This is a genomic window from Alteromonas sp. ABH4_456 (genome assembly GCF_056160645.1).
The window spans coordinates 320,086-339,002 of record NZ_JBSWXO010000001.1 but is presented as its reverse complement, the minus strand read 5'-3'; the positions used below and the strand labels follow the sequence as shown (position 1 = coordinate 339,002).

Sequence of the window (18,917 nt, the reverse complement as noted above, 5' to 3'; positions counted from 1 at the left end):
CAAATGAGTGCTGACACCCGGGAAGCCCGGGAAGAACTCACCTTTTCGTTATCAAATTTGCAGATAAAAAACGGCGGTGAGGGCGTGGCGGTATCCGGCCTCACCACTGAAATCCCCGGAGTGACCGTTACACAGGAAAGCAGTCATCCGGCCGGACAACCGGTGAGCAGGCTCGTGTTTACTGAAGCCTGGCAGGGGCGGGCTTATCTAAAAGTGAACAGCCCAGTTAACCTGAATCAGTTACCTGAACCGGCAGCGTTGACGTTTGACTTACGGGCAGACGATGTCAGCAAAGCCGGGTTACAGGCGGGCATAGATTGCGGTGAAAACTGCCACTATGTCGTCGATTTATGGCCTGATGCAGTAGAATGGCAAAGTGCAGGATGGCAGCACGTTAGCATCCCGGTTAAGTGTTTTTCAGGTAAATTTGCCGACTTTTCAAAAGTGAGTGAGCCTTTCAGATTATTCTTTTACGGTTCCGGTGATGTTGCGGTGTCAGGGGTAAAAATTACTGCGAATGAGCCGGGAAATATCGTGTGTCCGGATCAGGATACCCAAAGTATTACGCCGGCCCCGCTGCGGGCATTCTGGGCTGATGAATGGTGGATGAAGCGCCATCAACAGAAACTGGCAGAAATGCAGATGATCCGGCCAGAGGTTGTACTCATTGGTGACTCAATTACCCATGGCTGGGAAGACAAGGGCGCACCGGTTTGGAAAGCGTATTTTCCGGATGTCCCCACGTTAAATCTGGGGTTTGGCGGTGACAGAACAGAAAATGTGCTCTGGCGTATTGAACAGGGAGAATTAGACGGTCTGTCGCCGGCCATCACGGTTGTGATGATCGGGACGAACAATACAGGTCACCGGATGGATCCACCGGAACACATTGCCCGTGGTATAAGTCACATTATTGACCGGATAAAGCAGAAAATGCCGGGCAGTGCTATCTTGCTTACCGGCATATTTCCCAGGGGAGAAAATGCCACGTCTCCCGAACGGATTAATAATCAGAAAACAAACGGTCTTCTGAAAGATCTTGCTAAAGAAAAAGGCGTTTCCTACATCAATATCAACAATGTTTTTTTGGGCGGAGACGATATATTGAGCAAAGATATTATGCCCGATTTACTCCACCCGAATGAAGCAGGATACCGGCTTTGGGCACAGGCGCTTGTTCCCTGGTTTTCTGCGCTGAACAAGAAGGATTTGAACTACGCCCGCTGAAATGCGGGCGTTTTGTTTTATTGCGCTTTGAACCATTTAGCAATGACCTGACGTTCTTCGTTTGTCATGCCGGTTTTATTCATAAAGGGCATGTCTTTACTTACGGCTGAGCGCTGATAAATTTGCGGCGCATAACGCTTAATATCCTGCCAGCTGTCAAATTTCACTCCCAGTGGCGCAACCTTGAAAATATCATCTGTCGGGCTCGCAGCATGGCAACTTGTGCAATGGGTGGTAATAAGCGTCTGAACGGCTTTGTCATCAGCAGACAGTGCCGTCTGGTCATTCTGTGGCGCTAAAGCCGCTGCCGTGTTTTCCTGCTGGCTGACGGGCATAGATACCCAAATTGCCAGTAACAACATGCCCGCCGCACCGGATACCAGAATAGACGGCTTTTTAATGTCCTGATGTTTCAAATTAAAAAAGTGTCTTATCCAGGCAGACAGGGCCATGATGGCAATGAGTACCAGCCAGTTTTGCGGATGCTGATATGTCATGGGATAGTGGTTACTGATCATAATGAACAGTAACGGTAACGTCAGGTAGTTGTTGTGCACAGAGCGTAATTTTGCGCTGGCGCCCCAGGCAGGGTCGATTTCACCTTTTGCTGCCACCGCTGCTACCATTTTTCGTTGATTGGGCATGATGTTTAAAAATACATTTGCCACCATGATGGTGCCCACCAGTGCGCCTACATGAATATAAGCGCCCCGGCCACTGAACAGCTGGGTGGTCAGCCAGCTGGCAAAGCAAATCATCATGATTAAAAACAATGCAAACAGTTTGGGCGATTTAGCCAGCGGACTGCGGCATGCCAGTTCATACAGGGCCAGCCCGCCAAAAATGATCCCGAGGCCCGACAAAATTGCCGTTTGCGGGCTCAGTGCATTTACGGAGGGATCGATAAGATAGGCAGACGCGCCGAAGTAGTACACGATGATAAGCAGGGCAAAGCCACTTAACCAGGTAGTATAGGCTTCCCATTTAAACCAGTGTAATGTCGCAGGCATGTTTTCAGGGCCATAGGCATATTTAGCGACTTCATAAAAGCCGCCGCCATGTATCGCCCAGAGATCGCCCTTAATACCTTTTTCCTGCTTCCATTCAGGCGGTGTGCGCAAGCTGTTATCTAACCAGATAAAATAAAACGATGCGCCAATCCAGGCAACGCCTGCAATCACGTGAAACCAGCGGACAAAAAGGGACAACCAGTCGAGTCCTTCCATACTTATCTCTCCTCTTTGCGGTATTGCGCAGTGCCGGCAATCCGGGTTTCTATTATCATCCGGTCATCACCGAGCATGGACAGTGCAAACAGCACCTCTTCTGCGGTGTCGCGGTCATGTAACCGGTGGGACGTCAATTCATCAAAGGCGGGGTCGACAATAATAAAATCGGCGAAAGTGCCGGGGTTTAAATTGCCAATTTCGTGCTGAAGTTTATGTGCCACGGCAGCACCTTGGGTCATCAGGTATAAACCGGTTAAAGGGCACAATGCCTGTTGCTGCATCTGACACACTTTGTAGGCTTCACCGTAGGTTCTGAACAGGTTAAAGGTTGTGCCTGCACCCACATCAGTGGCCAGGGTGACGGGGACTTTCAGGCTCTTCGCTTTTTGATAATCAAACAAGCCACTGCCCAAAAACAGGTTTGACGTTGGGCAGAAGGCGATAGTCGCCCGCGCATCTGCCATGCGCTGCCATTCCTGCTCTGTCAGGTGAAGACAATGTCCGAACACGCTGCGCTCACGCACCAGACCATAATGGTCATACACGTCCAGATAGCCGTTACGTTCGGGAAACAGTTTTTGTACCCACTGAATTTCTTTCTGATTTTCAGACAAATGGGTCTGAATAAATACGTCGCTGTGTTCAGCGGCCAGTGAACCGAGTAAAGACAATTGCTCACGGCTGCTGGTGGGCGCAAATCTGGGGGTGATCGCGTACAGATTACGCCCCTTGTTGTGCCAGGATGAGATCAGTTGCTGTGATGCTTCATACGCTTGCTGAGGCGAGTCGGCGAGGCCGGCAGGACTGTTCTGATCCATACACACCTTCCCGGTTACCATCGCCATATTTTTTGCTGATGCTGCAGCAAAAAGCGCATCGACGGAACTAGTGTGTACGGTGGGGTAAACTAAGCCGGTTGTTGTCCCGTTTTTTAAAAGCTGACGCAAAAATACGTCCGCCATCGCGGATGGATAGTCCGGGTCGGCGAACTTCTTTTCGGTGGGAAAGGTGTAATTTTCCAGCCAGGTGAGCAACTGTTCACCATAACAGGCCAGCATTTCTGTTTGCGGAAAGTGCAGATGGCTGTCAATAAGGCCCGGCATGATCCAGTGATTTCTGTGGTCGTGCAACGTGTTGTTAGGATAGTCGGATACTACATCGGCAAAGTTACCAATGGCCAGGATCCGCCCGCCGCGAACCGCCAGAGCGCCGTCGGGGTAGCACACCGCATCCTGTTGCGGTGAATCTGTTTGCTGCGGGAAATGCAGTATCTTCGCACGGAATAGTTGAATAGTATTACTCACTAACTACCCCGGTAACTGCTGAAGCCGAAGGGTGAAATGAGCAGAGGTACATGATAATGACCGCCACTTTCCTGCATGGTAAAAGCAATATCGACAAACGGGTAAAAGCTTTCGCCGTGTTTTTCTGTCAGGTAATCCCGGCAGTGAAACCGTAATGAGTAAGTCCCCTGAGGGAAATCTGCGCCACCCCAGCTTTTACAGCGACCGTCGCTGTCAGTCATGCCATTAACCTGTTTTCCGTCGGGAAAAGTCAGTGTCAGTGGTAACTGGCTTACGGGTTTACCTGATGTGGTGTCCAGAACATGACTGGATAAAGAAATCATAACCGTTCCTTAACTGTTAATCGCTTTGCTGATACGCAGGCAGGTAATTTTAATCTGCTCTGCTGCGGCATTGTTAAGCTCTTCTTCCGTGCTGTTGTTAAGCCTGTTTTCCAGCGCCTTCAGCATGGTTGTTGCCGGCAGACCTGATGCACAAATAATAAAAATAAAGCCGTGCCTGGCCAGATACGCTTCGTTTTTTTCTTTCAGTGCATAAAGTGTGGCATCGTCAGCGTCGGCTGTGCCGCTTTGTTCTCCGGCAGCTAAAGCGCGGGTGCTGGCATATTTGCTGCGTAATGAATTAATGTCGCCAATCATGGGGTGGGCGGCAAATGCCTGCAGTAAATCCTCCTTTTCCATGGTCTCCCAGACTGCCTTACCATGATTTTGTATATCTGCCACATCACAATAAGGGCGTTTGTCCGTCATCACGGATGCCCATTTTTCAGCCGCACAGGTTTGTGAAAACCAGCGCATGGCGTCCTGCCAGGGCAGGGCGTTAAGCGTGTTTATATTCATGCTGATACGTTATCCTTGTTATCGTTTTACTGAGTCCGGCTTTGTGTGCCGGCAGGTGCAACGGGCGCCGGCCGGTTGTGCAGGCGTTCAATAATCTGAGCGCTGACTGACACAGCAACTTCTATGGGCGTTTTGCCCGGAATAGCCAGGTTTCCTACCGGTGAAACAAAATGGTTATCTGCAGCTTCGCCAAGTCCGCGATGGGCGAGTTTGGTACGAAAGCGTCTGGCTTTTGTGTCAGAGCCAATCATGCCCACATAAGGAAATTGATTTATCTTCAGCGCTGTTTCTGCCAGTAAATAATCCAGCTGATGATCGTGAGTAAGAATAAGCAGCCAGCTTTGGGCCGGAAGAAGAGGGATTTCACCTTCTGGCTGGGGATCGCAGAATGTGGTCACATTTGGCGGCACATCCAGTTCTGCAAAGGCATCCGGGCGGCTGTCTATCCACTTAATATTCAGAGGTAGTTGTGCCAGAAAAGGGATCAGCGCCTGAGCGACATGTCCGGCACCGAAAATGGCCAGTGTCTGACAATGGCTGACGTTGATTTCAAACAGCACCTTAACGGCTCCGCCACAGCATTGTCCTAATTTACTTGAAAGCGGGTAGGATTCGATATGCTGTTGCGACTGGCCGGTGGCTAAAAAAGCACGGGCTTTTTTTACCGCATCAAATTCCAGATGACCACCGCCAATGGTATCGAACTGACGGTCGCCGGTAACCACCATTTTCGCGCCTTGTTCTCTTGGCACAGAACCCGCCACTGTGAGCACGGTGATCAGCACATAGCCCTGTGCATGCCTGTGGCACCAGCTTACGGCATCAAACCAGTTACGGGGATGTCTCATATTAATGTCTCCGCTTCTGCTTGCTGCAAAGCAGTAATGGCATTGAGGACATTTTCCGGGGTAGCCGGCGTTGGCAGAACAGGGTCAGCGTTGTAATCACTGAGTGATGAAATGGCATCTTTCAACGCACACCACACCGATATTGCCAGCATAAAGGGGGGCTCGCCCACCGCTTTTGAATGATAAATACTGTCTTCGTCGTTAGGACGGTCGAATAAATCCACGTTCATCACCGGCGGTGTATCACCAATGGCAGGGATTTTGTAGGTCGCCATGTTACTCGACAGTAATTTTCCTTCTTTATCCCATTTCAGGTCTTCCGATGTCAGCCAGCCCATGCCCTGAATAAAGCCGCCTTCGATCTGACCTTTGTCGATAGCCGGATTCAGACTGGCGCCCACATCATGAAGAATATCTACGCGGTCCACTTTGTATTCACCGGTAAGGGTATCTACGGTGACTTCTGATGCGGCAAGACCATAAGCAAAGTAAAAGAAGGGACGACCGGAACCTGTGGCACGGTCGTAGAAAATTTTAGGGGTTTTGTAATAGCCCGTTGAAGACAGAGAAACCCGGCCAATGTAAGCCGCCTGAATGAGCTCTGAAAATGCAATACGCTCATCACCCAGTATCAGGTGCCCGTCGGCGAACACCGCCTCTTCTGCAGGCAGACCCTTTTGTTTCGCCCAAAAGGTAACAAGTCTGGCTTTTAATTCAAGACAGGCATTTTGCACGGCTTTACCGTTCAAATCGGTGCCCGATGATGCGGCAGTAGGTGAGGTATTCGGCACCTTATCAGTGCGTGTAGCGGTAACTTCAATATCTGCGAGGTCGATGCCAAACTCATGGGCTGCGATCTGGGCAATTTTGGTGTGAAGTCCCTGACCCATTTCCGTACCGCCATGATTAACCTGTACGCTGCCATCGGTATAAATATGCACCAGCGCACCGGCCTGATTCAGGTGTTTGGCTGTAAACGAAATACCAAATTTTACCGGCGTCAGAGCCAGCCCTTTTTTAATTACCGGACTGGACTGATTAAAACCGGTGATCGCTTCTCTGCGCTGCCAGTATTCGCAGGATGTTTCCAGTTGGCCAATCATTTCCGGTAGCAGATTATCGCCAATATCCATGCCGTAAGGGGTGATATTACCCGTCGCTTTGGCATAGAGGTTACGCTTGCGGATAGTGAGCGGGTCTTCTTTTAAGGTTCTGGCGATGCCATCTATCATGGCTTCGGCCACAATCATGCCCTGAGGACCGCCAAATCCCCGGTAAGCGGTATGGGATACATAAGAAGTTTTCAGGCGGTGACCAACAACATGACTGTCACCTAAAAAATAGCCGTTATCCACATGAAACATGGCGCGGTCGACAATGGCATCAGACAAATCAGCACTGTAACCGCAGTTGCCGTTAACAGTGATATCTGCGCCCTGAATAATGCCGGCTTCATCAAAACCGGTCTGCCAGTGGTTTTCAAAGGGGTGGCGTTTGCCGGTGACACTCATGTCCTGTGAACGGGGCAGGCGGCATTTCACTGCGCGCTGATTGCGCTGCGCAAGAATAGCGGCGATGCACGCCCATTGTGCGGCCTGGCTTTCTTTACCACCAAAACCGCCACCCATTCTGCGCATATCAACCGTCACCCGGTGAAGCTTTACACCCAGCACTTCTGCCACCAGTTTTTGCACTTCGCTTGGATGCTGGCTGGAGGTGTAAATCATCATGCGATCTTCTTCTTCCGGCACGGCCAGTGAGACCTGACCTTCCAGATACATGTGTTCCTGACCCCCAATGTTCAGGCTGCCGGACACTTTGTAAGGTGAAGCGTTAACCGTATGGATGGCGTCCGGGTTACCGAAAGCATGGGTAGGGCGCACAAAGGACTGTTTCCCGAGAGCTTCATCAACTGACAGCACAGCAGATCCCGGCTTCACAGTAATGGTGCCCTTAAGTGCTGCACGCCGGGCTAGCTCCGTGGTTGTGGCTAATACTGCAAAAACAGGCTGGCCGTGAAACAGGATTTGTTTGTCTGCAAGCACAGGGTCGCCGTCAAATACCGGCGCGATATCAGTATGTCCGGGTACATCGCAGACGGTAATAACATCAATAACACCTTCGCTGTCACGGACGGCCTGTAAATCAATATGTTCAATTTCACCGGCAGCGCAGTTGCTTACGCCGATGGCCGCGTACGCGGTGTTGGCCGGTTCGGGCATATCGTCCACATACCTTGCCTGACCGCTTACCTGACGTTCTGCACTTTCATGCGCTTTGTTTTTACCTAACGGACTGGATGCCGGTGCCTGACGGGCGTCTGCAACCGCCGGGGTTTGAATGAGTTTACGCATGATGTACCACCCGCGTCGGAATAAGGTTGTCCTGCTGATTCTCCAGCCAGAACCGGTGCCATAAATTGCCCAAGACCTGCTTTCTGTATGCTGCCGTAGCGCGTACATCATCAATAGGATTAAAAGCGTGCGTCAGAAGATTTTTCCCCTCTGACAGTGTTTGTGCGTCGCGCCAGGGCTTACCCACCAGAGACGCCGCTAAAGCGGTACACTCCACAGGTGTGGCTGCCACACCACCGAATCCGCTGGCAACAGAGGTGATCACACCATCGCTGATCCCCACGTTAAATACGGCAAGCACGGCGGAAATATCATCTTCCATGCGCTTCGAGATTTTATACGCAGCCAGATGCTGGTCCGGCTGAGGTAAGGGGATATGAATGGCGCTGATCCATTCATTGCTTTGCAGTGCAGTTTGGCGATAGCCGGTAAAAAAAGCGTTTGCCGGAATGCTGCGGGTTTCGCTGCCATTATCCACTACAATATCAGCGTTCAGCGCCAGCAGCAGTGGCGGTGTATCGCCGATGGGGGAAGCGTTAGCAACGTTTCCGCCCATGGTTGCCTGATTACGCACAGGCAGAGAAGCAAAGCGGGTAAATAACTCTTTTAATGACGGGTAGTGGCTCACCAGCGTTTTCATTGCCCGGGACAAAGGCACAGCTGCGCCGATGATGATATGCGATTCGGTAACGTTAACCTCCTGCAGGCAACGCATCTGGCTTAAACTGATGAGAGTTTTGAAAGACTGATGCTTTTGCGTGATCTCAAGAGCCAGGTCGGTACTACCCGCAACCAGCGTTGCATCCGGGTTGTCTGCAATGGCTTTTTGCAATGCTTCGCGGCTGTCAGGCATGAGTAACTGACTGTCTTCTGTGACGTCTTCCCGGCTAAGCGCATGTAATCTGGCAAGGGTTGTTGCCTGTTGTTCATCGAACTTGTCTGCGGTTTTATTTGAACAGGCATCAATGGTGGCATCAATAATGGGACGGTAACCTGTACACCGGCAAAGATTTCCGGATAAGGCGTCTATCACATTTTCCCGTTCGGGAGCATTATCAGAATGGTAAAAAGCAAAGGCCGACATCACAAAACCCGGCGTGCAGAAGCCGCACTGGGAACCATTATGTTTCACCATCGCAGTCTGAACAGGATGCTGTGCTTGCAAAGAGGCCAAATTTTCTACGGTGATAAGCTGTTTTCCGTGCAGCGAAGACATCAGCGCTATACAGCTGTTGATGGTGGTGTAGTTAAGGCTGTTACCATCGTCTGAAGGACTGGCAACCACTACCGTACAGGCGCCGCAGTCGCCGGCTGCACAGCCTTCTTTTGTCCCCGTTTTTCGTTGCTGTTCCCTAAGGTAATTCAGCACCGTCATATTCGGGTTGCTCACCTGTAATTCGACAGGTTCATTGTTCAACAGAAAACGGACCATACCGAACTCCATGTAGATTTCAAAATGCTTGAATGCATTACTATATCTGTATTCTAAATTAAAAAGTAGACCATATGGTCAGGTTTTTGTGTTAAAAAAAGGCCATTGCGAGTGGCGTGTATTTTTGCGGTGCAATTTGCACGATTTTGTGCACTTTTATGGTGCGCACCAACAAAGTTGGTTGTTCTTTAGTCAGGGTATCGCCAGCGGCTAAAATCAGGTTCTGTTAACAAACTGCTGTTCAGAAGCTGTTTAAAAGATGAGTACGCAGCATTTAACTCACCCTTACAAAGCCCGTCTGACCTTTGTTTTAAAAATCGCTGCAAGATGTATGCGCAATGTTTTATACGCACAAGAATATTCTATAAATGAAAAATTTATCACTGATTTAAGCAACTGTGGCACTATGACTGAATAGTCAGGTTTGACCATTTCAAAAGGAACAAAAAGGCGTCATGACTCAAGCATCAAAAGTGGATGCCAGTGTGGGAGCCCGTAACAGGGCGATCATTCTGGCAGCAGCAGAGAAAGCATTTGCTGCTCAGGGATTCAGAGGGACATCTGTTCAGCAGGTAGCAGATAAAGCAGGACTCCCTAAAACCAATGTTTTGTATTACTTCAAGTCCAAGCAGGAACTTTATCTGGCAGTCCTCAAGGAAACCATGTCGTTATGGAATTCCAGTTTCGATAAAGCCACTGCAGATGATGATCCTGCGCAAATGCTGGCAGATTACATTGCCGAAAAGATGGAGTTATCGAGAACACACCCGCTGGCTTCGAAGATTTTTGCCATGGAAATTATCAATGGTGCGCCAAACCTGAATCACTATTTTGATGATGAACACAGCGACTGGATGGCCGGCCGTGTGGCTATTTTGAAAGCCTGGACAGAGCAGGGGAAAATGCAGGCCATCGACCCCCACTATCTGCTTTTCAATATCTGGGCAAGCACCCAGCACTACGCTGACTTTTCAACGCAAATTACCCGTCTTCGCGGCGCGAAAATGAAAAAAGCAGATTTTGAAGAAGCCACCAGACATCTGGTAACCGTTACGTTAACCGGTTGTGGTTTAACGGTACCGGAAAAATACAGGATTGTGACAGCATGAGTGATGTTAGCAACAGTTATCCCCGTGATCTGAAAGGCTATGGTGCCAATCCTCCTGATCCACAGTGGCCGGGTAAAGCCAGAATTGCAGTACAGTTTGTCCTGAATTACGAAGAAGGTGGTGAAAACTGCGTGCTTCACGGTGATGCCCATTCAGAAATTTTTCTGTCAGAAATTGTCGGTGCGCAGCCGTATCCTGACCGCCACATGAGTATGGAATCTCTCTATGAATACGGCAGCCGTGCGGGCTTCTGGCGTCTGCACCGGTTGCTGACAGAAAAAGCGGTACCGGTCACTGTATTTGGCGTCACCATGGCAATGGAGCGTCATCCGGAAGCGGTTGAGGCAATGCTGAATGCCGGTTGGGAAATCGCCAGTCATGCCATGCGCTGGATTCATTTTCAGGATATGGATATCGATACCGAGCGGGCGCAAATTGAAGAAGCGGTAAACCTGCATGAAAAACTCACCGGCAAAAAACCTGCAGGCTGGTATACAGGCCGCACCAGCCCCAACACGTTAAAGCTGATTGCAGAGCGGGATGATATTCTCTACTGCGCAGATTCTTATGCGGATGATTTGCCCTACTACGATACCCAAAACGGTGCGCCGCTGCTGATGGTGCCTTACACACTGGATACCAACGATATGCGGTTTGCCACGCCGCAGGGATTTAACAGTGGTCAGCAGTTCTTTGAATATTTGAAAGATGCTTTCGATGTTCTCTACGAAGAAGGCGCCAGCCAGCCTAAAATGCTGTCCATCGGCTTGCATTGCCGTATCGTGGGTCGTCCGGCCCGTATGGCAGCTTTAAAGCGGTTTATTGAATACGTGCAAAGTCACGACAAGGTATGGCTGGCAACGCGTGAAGATATTGCAAAACACTGGCAAACACACTTCCCGTATAGCGGAGATTAACGTGTTGTGACTGCATAACGGCGTCTTACCGCTTCAGTCTGTGACGCCGTTATCTGTTTGATTCAGTCTGACCGGAAAACAAATCACAAATTTGGCTCCCATACCCGGAGAGCTTTCCACTTTTATTGTCCCCTGAAGTGCATTGGTGACAAGATTATAAATAATATGGGCGCCAAGCCCGCTGCCGCCAGCACCCAGTTTAGTGGTGAAGAAAGGCTCAAAGATGCGCTTTAACTGCTCTTCATTCATACCACAGCCGTTATCACTGTAAATCAGCTCAATGGTGCTTCCAATTTGTCTGGCATGCAGTGTAATCATGCCCTTTTCATTGGATGAAAAGGCGTGGGTGAGGGAGTTCATAATAAGATTTGTCAGAATTTGTGCAATGGCACCGGGTCTGGTCTCACAGACAATATTTACTGCGCAACCGGACACGATTTCATGACCTGATTTTTTGATCTGCGGCTGTAACGAAGTGAGGACTTCATTGAGATACTGGTCAAGGTCAATGGTTCTCACTGAATCCTGATTGTGGTCCATGGAGATGTTTTTAAAGCTTTTTACCAGGTTTGCCGCACGGGATAAATTCAGTGACGTGGCAAGGCTGCCTTCCTGCGCTTCTTTGATAAACCGTTGCATGAAGGTTTTGGTCACCTTGTTGCTGTCAAAACGTTGTTCAAGTTCTGCCAGGAGGTGTTCGACATGACTGATTGCCGTTACCGATATGCCAAGGGGCGTATTAATTTCATGGGATACGCCGGCGACCAGGCTGCCTAACGATGCCATTTTCTCCTGTTCAAGCATCTGTTTTTGTGAAAATTTCAGTTCTGACAGTGTGTCTTCAAGAGACTGATTCGTATTCTCCAGCTCTTTTGTTCTGGCAGATATCTGGGCTTTAGCCTGGCTCAGCCTGCGACTCGATAAATAGATATAAAAGATGACAGAGCAGGCCAGTCACTTCTGACACCAATGACTATTTCATCGGCATACCCTGTGGCTCCGGCTATTGCAAAACTTTGATTTTCGCTGTCAGCCGCTGCTGCACTGATCACCGCAAGATTGCCCAGTACGGCATCAATCTTACCTGCTGAAAGCGCAGAGAACGCCTGACCGGTTGTTTTAAAGCGCCTGAATGTGAGGTCTGCGTGCTCTTTTTCCAGTTTCTCTGCAAGATGGCTATGTATAATGCCCACTTCTATTCCGGCAAGTTGCCACAGATTGTTTACAGGCGGTTGACTGGTGCTGGTGGCTATGACCACAGGGAAAAGCAAGTATGGAACGGTATAAAAGATATCTGTGGCAGGCTGCAGAGGTTTAACCAGAGCCGGCATGATGTCCACAGACTTTTCTTTCAGACGCTGCTCTGCCGGTATTCCTAACTGGCGGGTAAAATGACGGATGAAATCTGCACTTAAACCACTGAAGTCTCCGGTTTTGTTAAGGAAGCTTAACGGCCGGGTCTTAAAGTCGTCGCCTAACCTGATGGTTTCTTTAGTTTTTAACCAGTCACGCTCTTCTCTTGTCAGGATGATTTGCTCTGCGGAATAAAATGAATCGTTGGAGTTCTCTCTCAGCCATTTATAAATCAGCGCACTGCGTGTACTGGCTGGCATAGTGGCGAAGGCTTTATTTACAATCTGTATAAACGGTGCGGCCTCAGGACCGGCAGCCAAATGAAGTTCTGCATTGCCGTATTCAGTCAGAAGACCATTCACTTTAATATTGGAGATAAAATGTTTGTCCAGATACCAGGCGACAGAAGCATAATTGCTGACTAGCAGATCCGCTTGTCCTGAGGAAACAGCCATAATGGCTGCTTCTAGATCCGGCACTTCGATAATGCGAAGTTCAGGGAACAGGGATACACGGGCCGCGAGGACTTCATCGTCTTCAGGTACTGCCAGTGTGCGGTTTCCGGTATCCTGCAGACGACTTATTTGCGCTGTATTTGGTCTTGAAAAAAATACTGCGATAAAGACAAATAACTGTCGGACAGCAGCAGACTATCGGACCGGGTATCTTTTGGATTTATCACCGGCATCACATGGATTTGCCCCTTAGCGGTAGCCTCTTTGAGGTATTCGGCGCTGTCACTGCGGATTATATTAATTTGCGAACCTGTCTGGCTGGCCACATAGCGCAGCAACTCAATGGCAAAACCTGTGCTGTTGTTGCTTTCATCTGTGTAATTTAATGGCACATTGTTGGTTTCACCGGCAACGTTTATCACCGGATTTGCCGTTAACCAGGCTTTTTCCTGTTCAGTCAGCCGTCGGTGTATCCCAGTCGACACCGCCGACTGCCGGCGGGTCAGCGATCCCCATTTCAGCTATTTTATCCGCCACGCCTTTTGCCATAAGGTCACTGGCACACCAAACTTCCGTAATATCGGCGTCATTTAGTCAGGCTTCTTCAAATATCCGGCCCGCTTCTTCGTCACCCCAGTAAGCATATTCTTTTTGGACGCGGGTGATTTCTGAATGTCTGGCAACGTATGCATCTAATCCACTCAGGCGGCGGGAGGACGATGCATCAACAGGGTCACCACCAATGGCGAGTATCCGGTGGGTATCGCGTTTGCGATGGAGGTGTGTATGCCGGGTAAGAGCACTTGTTAATCGCTCGCCAATGGAATAGTCGTCGGCCGTAATACTGCCAATCCAATACCGGAACTGCTTGCGGGGCTTAAGGGTTGTATCCTGCATGCGGTAATTAATTAAAATTGAAGATACTTTGTGTGCTTCAGCCAGAGTTAAGACGTCTTTTTCGGCACCAGTCCACACTTGAAATATCAGACCGTCTACATTGCTGTTGAGGGCTTTCTCAGCTTGCTCACGCATTTTTTCAGCCGACAGAGCGTAGGGATAAATGGCAAGCTCAATTCCCAGATCAGTAGCGGCCCGCCTGCTTATACTGGCAACTCTGTTCCAGAACGGGGTGCTGTCAGGGATGAGTAAAGCGATTCTCAGAGGGGCGAGGTCGATGTTGTTTGCAGAAGGCGTAATCTTTGCATCCTGTGCCGGTGCAAAGAATGGTAAACAGATAAGAAATAATAAAAAAGACGGAATAAAAAACGGTATGTATTCACATTTGATGAATGTACCGGCTCCCGGATTTTTGCACTGCACGATTAATCCTGTCTGTTTGACTTGTATCCCTGTTGTTAACTTTTAAACATAGTTCGACTTATCAAAAATAAAAGTTTATTTAGATAAGGTTTAGTTAAAAGCTGACAGTACTTCTATTTCATCAAGGAAAATGTATGTTTAAAACTCGCAGTCTGGTCACCTTACTTCTCACTCTTCCTCTGGTAACCAGTTCCATGGCAGCGGGTATTACCCGTTTTGCCTCTGCATCGCCGGATGCGCCTTTCTCTGTTGCCACTCAGGTGGGCAACACCGTGTATCTGTCCGGTCAGCTCCCTTTGGATAAACAAGGAAAAATGGCCGATAACATGACGGCGCAGGCCCACCAGGTCATGGATAATGTTAAGTCGGCGGCAGCGGTTGCCGGCCTGACGATGAATGATATTTTTAAATGCACGGTAATGATTGACGACATCAATCAATGGGGAGACTTTAACAAGGTATACGTTACCTACTTTGAAAAAGGCAAGTTACCTGCGCGCAGCGCTTTCGGCGCTGACGGTCTGGCGATGGGAGCTATGCTGGAAGTGGAATGTATGGGCTACAAGCACATGGAATAAACGCGTTGCCCGCGACGGTGGGTTGAGAACACAAAGGAGTCCGCAGAGGGACTCCTTTTTCTTTTATTTCAAATCAAAGATGTATCTGAGCAGGAAAACCAGCGCGAGAATATAGGTTATTTTACTCACTTCTTTGTATCTGCCACTGCCGGCCATGGTGACCACATAGGTAATGAATCCCAATGCAATACCTTCTGAAATACTGAATGTTAGCGGCATTGCCAGCAAGGCTACGGAAGCGGTTGCCAAAGCGCCGAGATCATCGAAATCAAGCTGGCGGATGGAATCCATCATCAGGATCCCCACCATGATGAGTGCCGGTGTCGTTGCCATGAGAGGGATGACTTTCATCAGCGGAGTCAGGAATAACGCTAACAGAAAACACAGTGCAGTCACGATGGCAGTTAAACCTGTCCGGCCACCTGCGGAAACACCCGCAGCCGATTCCACATAACTGGTGACCGGTGATGTACCCAGTGCTGCACCGGCTACACTGGCGGTCGCATCAGCGGTCATCGCACTGCCAATTTTAGGCAATTTGCCTTTTTCATCCAGCAGATTTGCACGTCGGGACACGCCGATGAGGGTGCCGATAGTGTCGAACATGTTTACAAACATTAATGCAAAAATCAGGTCCCAGGTGTCACCAAAATGTTCGATGGGATACCAGATATCCATAGCAAAGAAAGTATCGTCAATAGGATCCGGCATGCCAAAGAAGGCACCGGGATGACTGGTAAGATAACCGTCACCGGACGGAATGAATGCACCGGCAACGGAAAGAATAATGATAGAGAGCAGAATGCCCCCTGTAACGTTACGCATTACTACCACGATGGTCAGAAAAATACCGGCAAAAGCAAGCAGTACAGCAGGGTCGGATAAATCCCCTAAACTGACGAACGTCGCCGGATTATCCACCACCAGACCGGCATTTTTTAATCCGATAAAAGCGATAAACAGACCGATACCGCACTGCACACCGACTTTCAGTGAGGGCGGCACAGCCTCTGCAACTTTTGTGCGTACGCCGGTTAAGGTGAGCAAAAGGAACAAAATGCCGTTCCAGAATACGATACCCAGCGCCGCTTCCCAGGGGACATCTCGACCCATACAAATGGTAAAAGTGAAGAACGCATTCAGGCCCATGCCGGGTGCCAGTGCTACCGGGTAATTTGTCATGGCAGCCATAAGCAAACTACCCACACAGGCTGCGAGGGCGGTAACAGTAATAAGGCCTTCTACAGGCATACCGCTCAGCCCCAGAATGCCCGGGTTTACGACCAGAATATAAGACATCGCAGCAAAGGTTGTTAAACCGGCGATGACTTCGGTTTTAACATTTGTACCATGTGCCTGCAGCTTAAACAGGCGTTCCAATAAAGCGTGTGACATGGGGTCTCCCCGGATTATTCTATTTATGCGTATTATCTGAAGCCGGATAAAGCAAAATCCTGACCACTTAGTCAGAAATGGTTCGTTTTGTGCTTGCTTTTCAGCTTGATACAGTAGTGCAGTCCGGCCAGTGATTGATTTGCCGGAAGTTTATGGAAGGCGGTGCCGGAAAGGAGCAGGCATTTCATAAACTTAAGGGGCGGGATTGTAGCAAATTTTCAGTTGTTACAGATACAATACTGTCACGATAACAGGTGAAGTTGCACCACGAGTGCAATAGTGTTTTATTTTGGTGCAAACCGCTAAGAAAAAATACTCCGTGCATTGCCGTTATGCCAACGGAGAGGAAAATCCATTATGTCGCTAAAAACGTTAATCCGTGCTCTGCCAAAAGCAGAGCTGCATTTACATATCGAAGGTACATTGTCACCGTCTCTGATGTGGGAGCTGGCACAACGCCATGGCGTAGAATTGCCGTATCAGTCTGTTGCGGATATCGAAGCTGCTTATCAGTTTTCAGACTTACAGAGCTTTCTTGATTTGTATTACGCCGGTGCGGATGTGCTGCGTACTGAGGACGATTTCTATCAACTGATGATGGCATACCTGCTGAAATGTAAGGAAGAAAACATTGTTCATGCTGAGATCATGTTTGATCCGCAAACTCACACGGAACGTCATGTATCTTACCGGACATTTATGACGGGTTTCCTGAAAGCCATCAGAGAGGCGCAGGAAGGCTGGGGAATTAGTGTGAAACTTATCCTGTCATTTTTACGCCATCTGAGTGAAGAGTCGGCCATTCAGACATTGCAGGATGCCGAGCCCTGGTACGACAATATTGATGCTGTGGGTCTGGACAGTTCGGAACTGGGACATCCTCCTGAAAAATTTGAACGGGTTTTCAGTCAGGCCCGCTCCCTTGGTTTTAAAGTCGTTGCCCACGCCGGTGAAGAAGGGCCGCCTGAGTATATCTGGCAAGCTATCAATCTGCTCAATATCGACAGGATTGATCACGGTGTGCGGTGCAGCGAAGATGACGAGCTGCTGGCGCTCATCAAACACAGGCAAATCCCCCTGACAGTTTGTCCGCTGAGTAACCTGAAACTGTGTGTCATAGATGATATGGCGAAGCACAATATTCTGTCGTTACTGGAAGAAGGACTGCTGGTAACAGTGAATTCTGATGACCCTACGTATTTCGGTGGTTTCATGAATGAGAACTTTGACGCACTGGAATCTGCACTGGGGATGAATGAAGAGCAGTTACGTAAGCTGGTGAAAAACAGTTTTACGGCCAGTTTCCTGTCTGAGGAAGAAAAACTTCACTGGCATAATGCAGTGGATGCAGTGCAGTAGCACGACAGCGGGATCAACAATCAAAAACGGCGCAGTAATGACTGCGCCGTTTTTCATTTTATTGCCTGACGTTCAGGTTTAGCGGGCCGTTTATTCTCCCGGGATGTGTTTCTGATATTTATCCCAGTTTTCAACCAACTCATTTATCACTGTACTGCCAGCAAGATAGGCCGCTTCCAGCGACGGTACCATTGCCGCATAGCCGCCGTTTTCACGTTCCATCGCCAGGTTCTCTGCGGCGGTCAGTCCTTCCGGCTGCATAGTGAAGTTACTTGCCGTGCGCAACACCATAAAACGGTTCTTGTCGGCTTTACCCGCACGGTCCAGATAAATCATCGACTGGTAACTGCCAGTATCTTCCATACCGGAAGTCATGAAGTTGCCTTCACCACGGGTCCATAATGATACCCAGTCGTTAGCCCAGTCATTCAGCAGTTTACCATGCCAGAAAGTGGAAGCCGCCAGGTGATCACCGATCATGACTTTTGGCGTGGTCCGCGCGTTGGGATAGTTTTTATAACGTGCACGCAATTCAGCCATGGCTTCAGTGTCCATGAGTTTCAACGATTTCGTCATATTGAATGCCCATTCACTTAAACCGGTATTCAGCTTGTACATTTCGCCGTTAACAGCCGGGCGGCCTGCATCGGTTTGCGGGCGGTTAGCGAATAAGGGAAAATAGCCTGAAGGCCAGTCAGCAGATATTTCTCTGGCATCAATTTCATGGGCAAGATCACCATCCACCAGATGGCGTGTCCAGACTGCGGATCCGATTGTACCGTCCTGCGGATCCATACCGGCAATACCGGCAACCAGCCAGTAGGCTTCGGTTAAGTCAAAACGGGGGTCCAGCCCCAGTGCCATAATGGCTGCAGAAGCACGTGCTGTGCCCATACCTGTTACGATGGCAAGCACACCTTTATCTTCATTGGCGTAGATGTCGTGGAAAGACTGGGGGAAAGGAAAACGGGTATCCAGGCCATAACGTTCTTTCCACATTTGAAATTCACCGGCTTTGTCACCTTCGTCTTCACCGATTTCAAACATCGTAACGACCACGGCTTTTACCTTTAACGGGGCAGCAGCGTGGCTGAGGGTGGTAAGACTGAGCAGGCAGAAACCAAGGATGGCTGACACAGTATTTTTCACAAATAACTCCTTGTTGATGCAGCAATCGCCTCAGAATAAATTGAAGGTA

The 18,917-nt window shown here is 49.3% G+C and carries 19 protein-coding genes; 6 read left to right on the top strand and 13 right to left on the bottom strand.

Annotated features, from left to right (window positions below):
• Positions 1-3: 3 nt before the first annotated feature.
• On the top strand, positions 4-1,227 hold the full coding sequence (locus tag ACXAG2_RS01575; protein WP_474864073.1) for a GDSL-type esterase/lipase family protein: 1,224 nt from the start codon (positions 4-6) through the stop codon (positions 1,225-1,227).
• Positions 1,228-1,244: 17 nt separating this feature from the next.
• Here ACXAG2_RS01575 and ACXAG2_RS01570 read toward each other — a convergent pair whose 3' ends face one another.
• From ACXAG2_RS01570 to xdhA, 7 genes are read right to left on the bottom strand one after another with little or no spacing between them, the layout of a single operon-like run.
• Complete coding sequence (locus ACXAG2_RS01570; protein WP_474864071.1) at positions 1,245-2,453, bottom strand: urate hydroxylase PuuD; 1,209 nt, start codon at positions 2,451-2,453, stop codon at positions 1,245-1,247.
• 2 nt (positions 2,454-2,455) lie between these two features.
• Positions 2,456-3,748, bottom strand: a complete 1,293-nt coding sequence (gene guaD, locus ACXAG2_RS01565; RefSeq protein ID WP_474864439.1) for a guanine deaminase — start codon at positions 3,746-3,748, stop codon at positions 2,456-2,458.
• 11 nt (positions 3,749-3,759) lie between these two features.
• Positions 3,760-4,083 carry a hydroxyisourate hydrolase gene (uraH, locus tag ACXAG2_RS01560; protein WP_474864069.1) on the bottom strand — a complete coding sequence of 108 codons (324 nt, stop codon included), beginning with the start codon at positions 4,081-4,083 and terminating at the stop codon, positions 3,760-3,762.
• Between the two features lie 9 nt (positions 4,084-4,092).
• On the bottom strand, positions 4,093-4,599 hold the full coding sequence (gene uraD, locus ACXAG2_RS01555; RefSeq protein WP_474864067.1) for a 2-oxo-4-hydroxy-4-carboxy-5-ureidoimidazoline decarboxylase: 507 nt from the start codon (positions 4,597-4,599) through the stop codon (positions 4,093-4,095).
• 26 nt (positions 4,600-4,625) lie between these two features.
• The gene (xdhC, locus tag ACXAG2_RS01550) at positions 4,626-5,447 is read right to left on the bottom strand and encodes a xanthine dehydrogenase accessory protein XdhC (protein WP_474864065.1); all 822 of its coding nucleotides are present in this window, start codon (positions 5,445-5,447) and stop codon (positions 4,626-4,628) included.
• Positions 5,444-7,801 (bottom strand): xanthine dehydrogenase molybdopterin binding subunit, encoded by a 2,358-nt coding sequence (gene xdhB, locus ACXAG2_RS01545; RefSeq protein ID WP_474864064.1) that lies wholly within the window; start codon positions 7,799-7,801, stop codon positions 5,444-5,446. Before xdhB ends, xdhC begins: the two co-directional genes overlap by 4 nt.
• Positions 7,794-9,233, bottom strand: coding sequence for a xanthine dehydrogenase small subunit (gene xdhA / locus ACXAG2_RS01540; protein ID WP_474864062.1), 1,440 nt, complete (start codon positions 9,231-9,233; stop codon positions 7,794-7,796). The genes xdhB and xdhA overlap by 8 nt, the downstream gene beginning before the upstream one ends.
• Before the next feature lie 259 nt (positions 9,234-9,492).
• Here xdhA and ACXAG2_RS01535 point away from each other — a divergent pair, with 259 nt between their 5' ends.
• From ACXAG2_RS01535 to puuE, 3 genes are read left to right on the top strand one after another with little or no spacing between them, the layout of a single operon-like run.
• A complete protein-coding gene (locus tag ACXAG2_RS01535; protein ID WP_474864060.1) occupies positions 9,493-9,651 on the top strand; it encodes a hypothetical protein in 159 nt (52 codons plus the stop codon).
• Positions 9,652-9,688: 37 nt separating this feature from the next.
• Positions 9,689-10,342 (top strand): TetR family transcriptional regulator C-terminal domain-containing protein, encoded by a 654-nt coding sequence (locus ACXAG2_RS01530; protein ID WP_119501618.1) that lies wholly within the window; start codon positions 9,689-9,691, stop codon positions 10,340-10,342.
• The gene (puuE, locus tag ACXAG2_RS01525) at positions 10,339-11,259 is read left to right on the top strand and encodes an allantoinase PuuE (RefSeq protein WP_303574027.1); all 921 of its coding nucleotides are present in this window, start codon (positions 10,339-10,341) and stop codon (positions 11,257-11,259) included. Before ACXAG2_RS01530 ends, puuE begins: the two co-directional genes overlap by 4 nt.
• A gap of 33 nt (positions 11,260-11,292) precedes the next feature.
• On the opposite strand, the gene ACXAG2_RS01520 is transcribed toward puuE, so the two are convergent.
• The 4 genes from ACXAG2_RS01520 to ACXAG2_RS01505 form a co-directional block, all read right to left on the bottom strand.
• Positions 11,293-12,045: a sensor histidine kinase gene (locus tag ACXAG2_RS01520; protein ID WP_474864058.1), complete on the bottom strand. Its 753-nt coding sequence runs from the start codon at positions 12,043-12,045 to the stop codon at positions 11,293-11,295.
• A 119-nt stretch (positions 12,046-12,164) separates the two neighbouring features.
• Positions 12,165-13,067: a hypothetical protein gene (locus ACXAG2_RS01515; protein ID WP_474864056.1), complete on the bottom strand. Its 903-nt coding sequence runs from the start codon at positions 13,065-13,067 to the stop codon at positions 12,165-12,167.
• A 125-nt stretch (positions 13,068-13,192) separates the two neighbouring features.
• Positions 13,193-13,552, bottom strand: coding sequence for a transporter substrate-binding domain-containing protein (locus ACXAG2_RS01510; RefSeq protein ID WP_474864055.1), 360 nt, complete (start codon positions 13,550-13,552; stop codon positions 13,193-13,195).
• 109 nt (positions 13,553-13,661) lie between these two features.
• Positions 13,662-14,387, bottom strand: a complete 726-nt coding sequence (locus ACXAG2_RS01505) for a substrate-binding domain-containing protein (RefSeq protein WP_474864053.1) — start codon at positions 14,385-14,387, stop codon at positions 13,662-13,664.
• Positions 14,388-14,521: 134 nt separating this feature from the next.
• Here ACXAG2_RS01505 and ACXAG2_RS01500 point away from each other — a divergent pair, with 134 nt between their 5' ends.
• Entirely contained in the window at positions 14,522-14,965 is a 444-nt protein-coding gene (locus ACXAG2_RS01500; RefSeq protein ID WP_474844402.1) for a RidA family protein, read from the top strand.
• A 63-nt stretch (positions 14,966-15,028) separates the two neighbouring features.
• Here the strand turns inward: ACXAG2_RS01500 and ACXAG2_RS01495 are convergent, their stop codons facing one another.
• Positions 15,029-16,360, bottom strand: coding sequence for an NCS2 family permease (locus ACXAG2_RS01495; protein ID WP_474864051.1), 1,332 nt, complete (start codon positions 16,358-16,360; stop codon positions 15,029-15,031).
• A gap of 357 nt (positions 16,361-16,717) precedes the next feature.
• Between ACXAG2_RS01495 and ACXAG2_RS01490 the strand changes: the two genes are divergently transcribed.
• Positions 16,718-17,719, top strand: a complete 1,002-nt coding sequence (locus ACXAG2_RS01490) for an adenosine deaminase (protein ID WP_474864049.1) — start codon at positions 16,718-16,720, stop codon at positions 17,717-17,719.
• A gap of 90 nt (positions 17,720-17,809) precedes the next feature.
• Here ACXAG2_RS01490 and ACXAG2_RS01485 read toward each other — a convergent pair whose 3' ends face one another.
• Positions 17,810-18,868 carry a purine nucleoside permease gene (locus ACXAG2_RS01485; RefSeq protein WP_474864047.1) on the bottom strand — a complete coding sequence of 353 codons (1,059 nt, stop codon included), beginning with the start codon at positions 18,866-18,868 and terminating at the stop codon, positions 17,810-17,812.
• Positions 18,869-18,917 lie beyond the last annotated feature (49 nt).

Excerpts from the sequence above, each read along its gene's own strand:
- ACXAG2_RS01575 (WP_474864073.1), top strand. The coding sequence starts at position 4 with ATGAGTGCTGACACCCGGGAAGCCCGGGAAGAACTCACCTTTTCGTTA.
- ACXAG2_RS01570 (WP_474864071.1), bottom strand. The coding sequence starts at position 2,453 with ATGGAAGGACTCGACTGGTTGTCCCTTTTTGTCCGCTGGTTTCACGTG.
- uraH (WP_474864069.1), bottom strand. The coding sequence starts at position 4,083 with ATGATTTCTTTATCCAGTCATGTTCTGGACACCACATCAGGTAAACCC.
- uraD (WP_474864067.1), bottom strand. The coding sequence starts at position 4,599 with ATGAATATAAACACGCTTAACGCCCTGCCCTGGCAGGACGCCATGCGC.
- xdhC (WP_474864065.1), bottom strand. The coding sequence starts at position 5,447 with ATGAGACATCCCCGTAACTGGTTTGATGCCGTAAGCTGGTGCCACAGG.
- xdhB (WP_474864064.1), bottom strand. The coding sequence starts at position 7,801 with ATGCGTAAACTCATTCAAACCCCGGCGGTTGCAGACGCCCGTCAGGCA.
- xdhA (WP_474864062.1), bottom strand. The coding sequence starts at position 9,233 with ATGGTCCGTTTTCTGTTGAACAATGAACCTGTCGAATTACAGGTGAGC.
- ACXAG2_RS01535 (WP_474864060.1), top strand. The coding sequence starts at position 9,493 with ATGAGTACGCAGCATTTAACTCACCCTTACAAAGCCCGTCTGACCTTT.
- ACXAG2_RS01530 (WP_119501618.1), top strand. The coding sequence starts at position 9,689 with ATGACTCAAGCATCAAAAGTGGATGCCAGTGTGGGAGCCCGTAACAGG.
- puuE (WP_303574027.1), top strand. The coding sequence starts at position 10,339 with ATGAGTGATGTTAGCAACAGTTATCCCCGTGATCTGAAAGGCTATGGT.
- ACXAG2_RS01520 (WP_474864058.1), bottom strand. The coding sequence starts at position 12,045 with ATGGCATCGTTAGGCAGCCTGGTCGCCGGCGTATCCCATGAAATTAAT.
- ACXAG2_RS01515 (WP_474864056.1), bottom strand. The coding sequence starts at position 13,067 with ATGGCTGTTTCCTCAGGACAAGCGGATCTGCTAGTCAGCAATTATGCT.
- ACXAG2_RS01500 (WP_474844402.1), top strand. The coding sequence starts at position 14,522 with ATGTTTAAAACTCGCAGTCTGGTCACCTTACTTCTCACTCTTCCTCTG.
- ACXAG2_RS01495 (WP_474864051.1), bottom strand. The coding sequence starts at position 16,360 with ATGTCACACGCTTTATTGGAACGCCTGTTTAAGCTGCAGGCACATGGT.
- ACXAG2_RS01490 (WP_474864049.1), top strand. The coding sequence starts at position 16,718 with ATGTCGCTAAAAACGTTAATCCGTGCTCTGCCAAAAGCAGAGCTGCAT.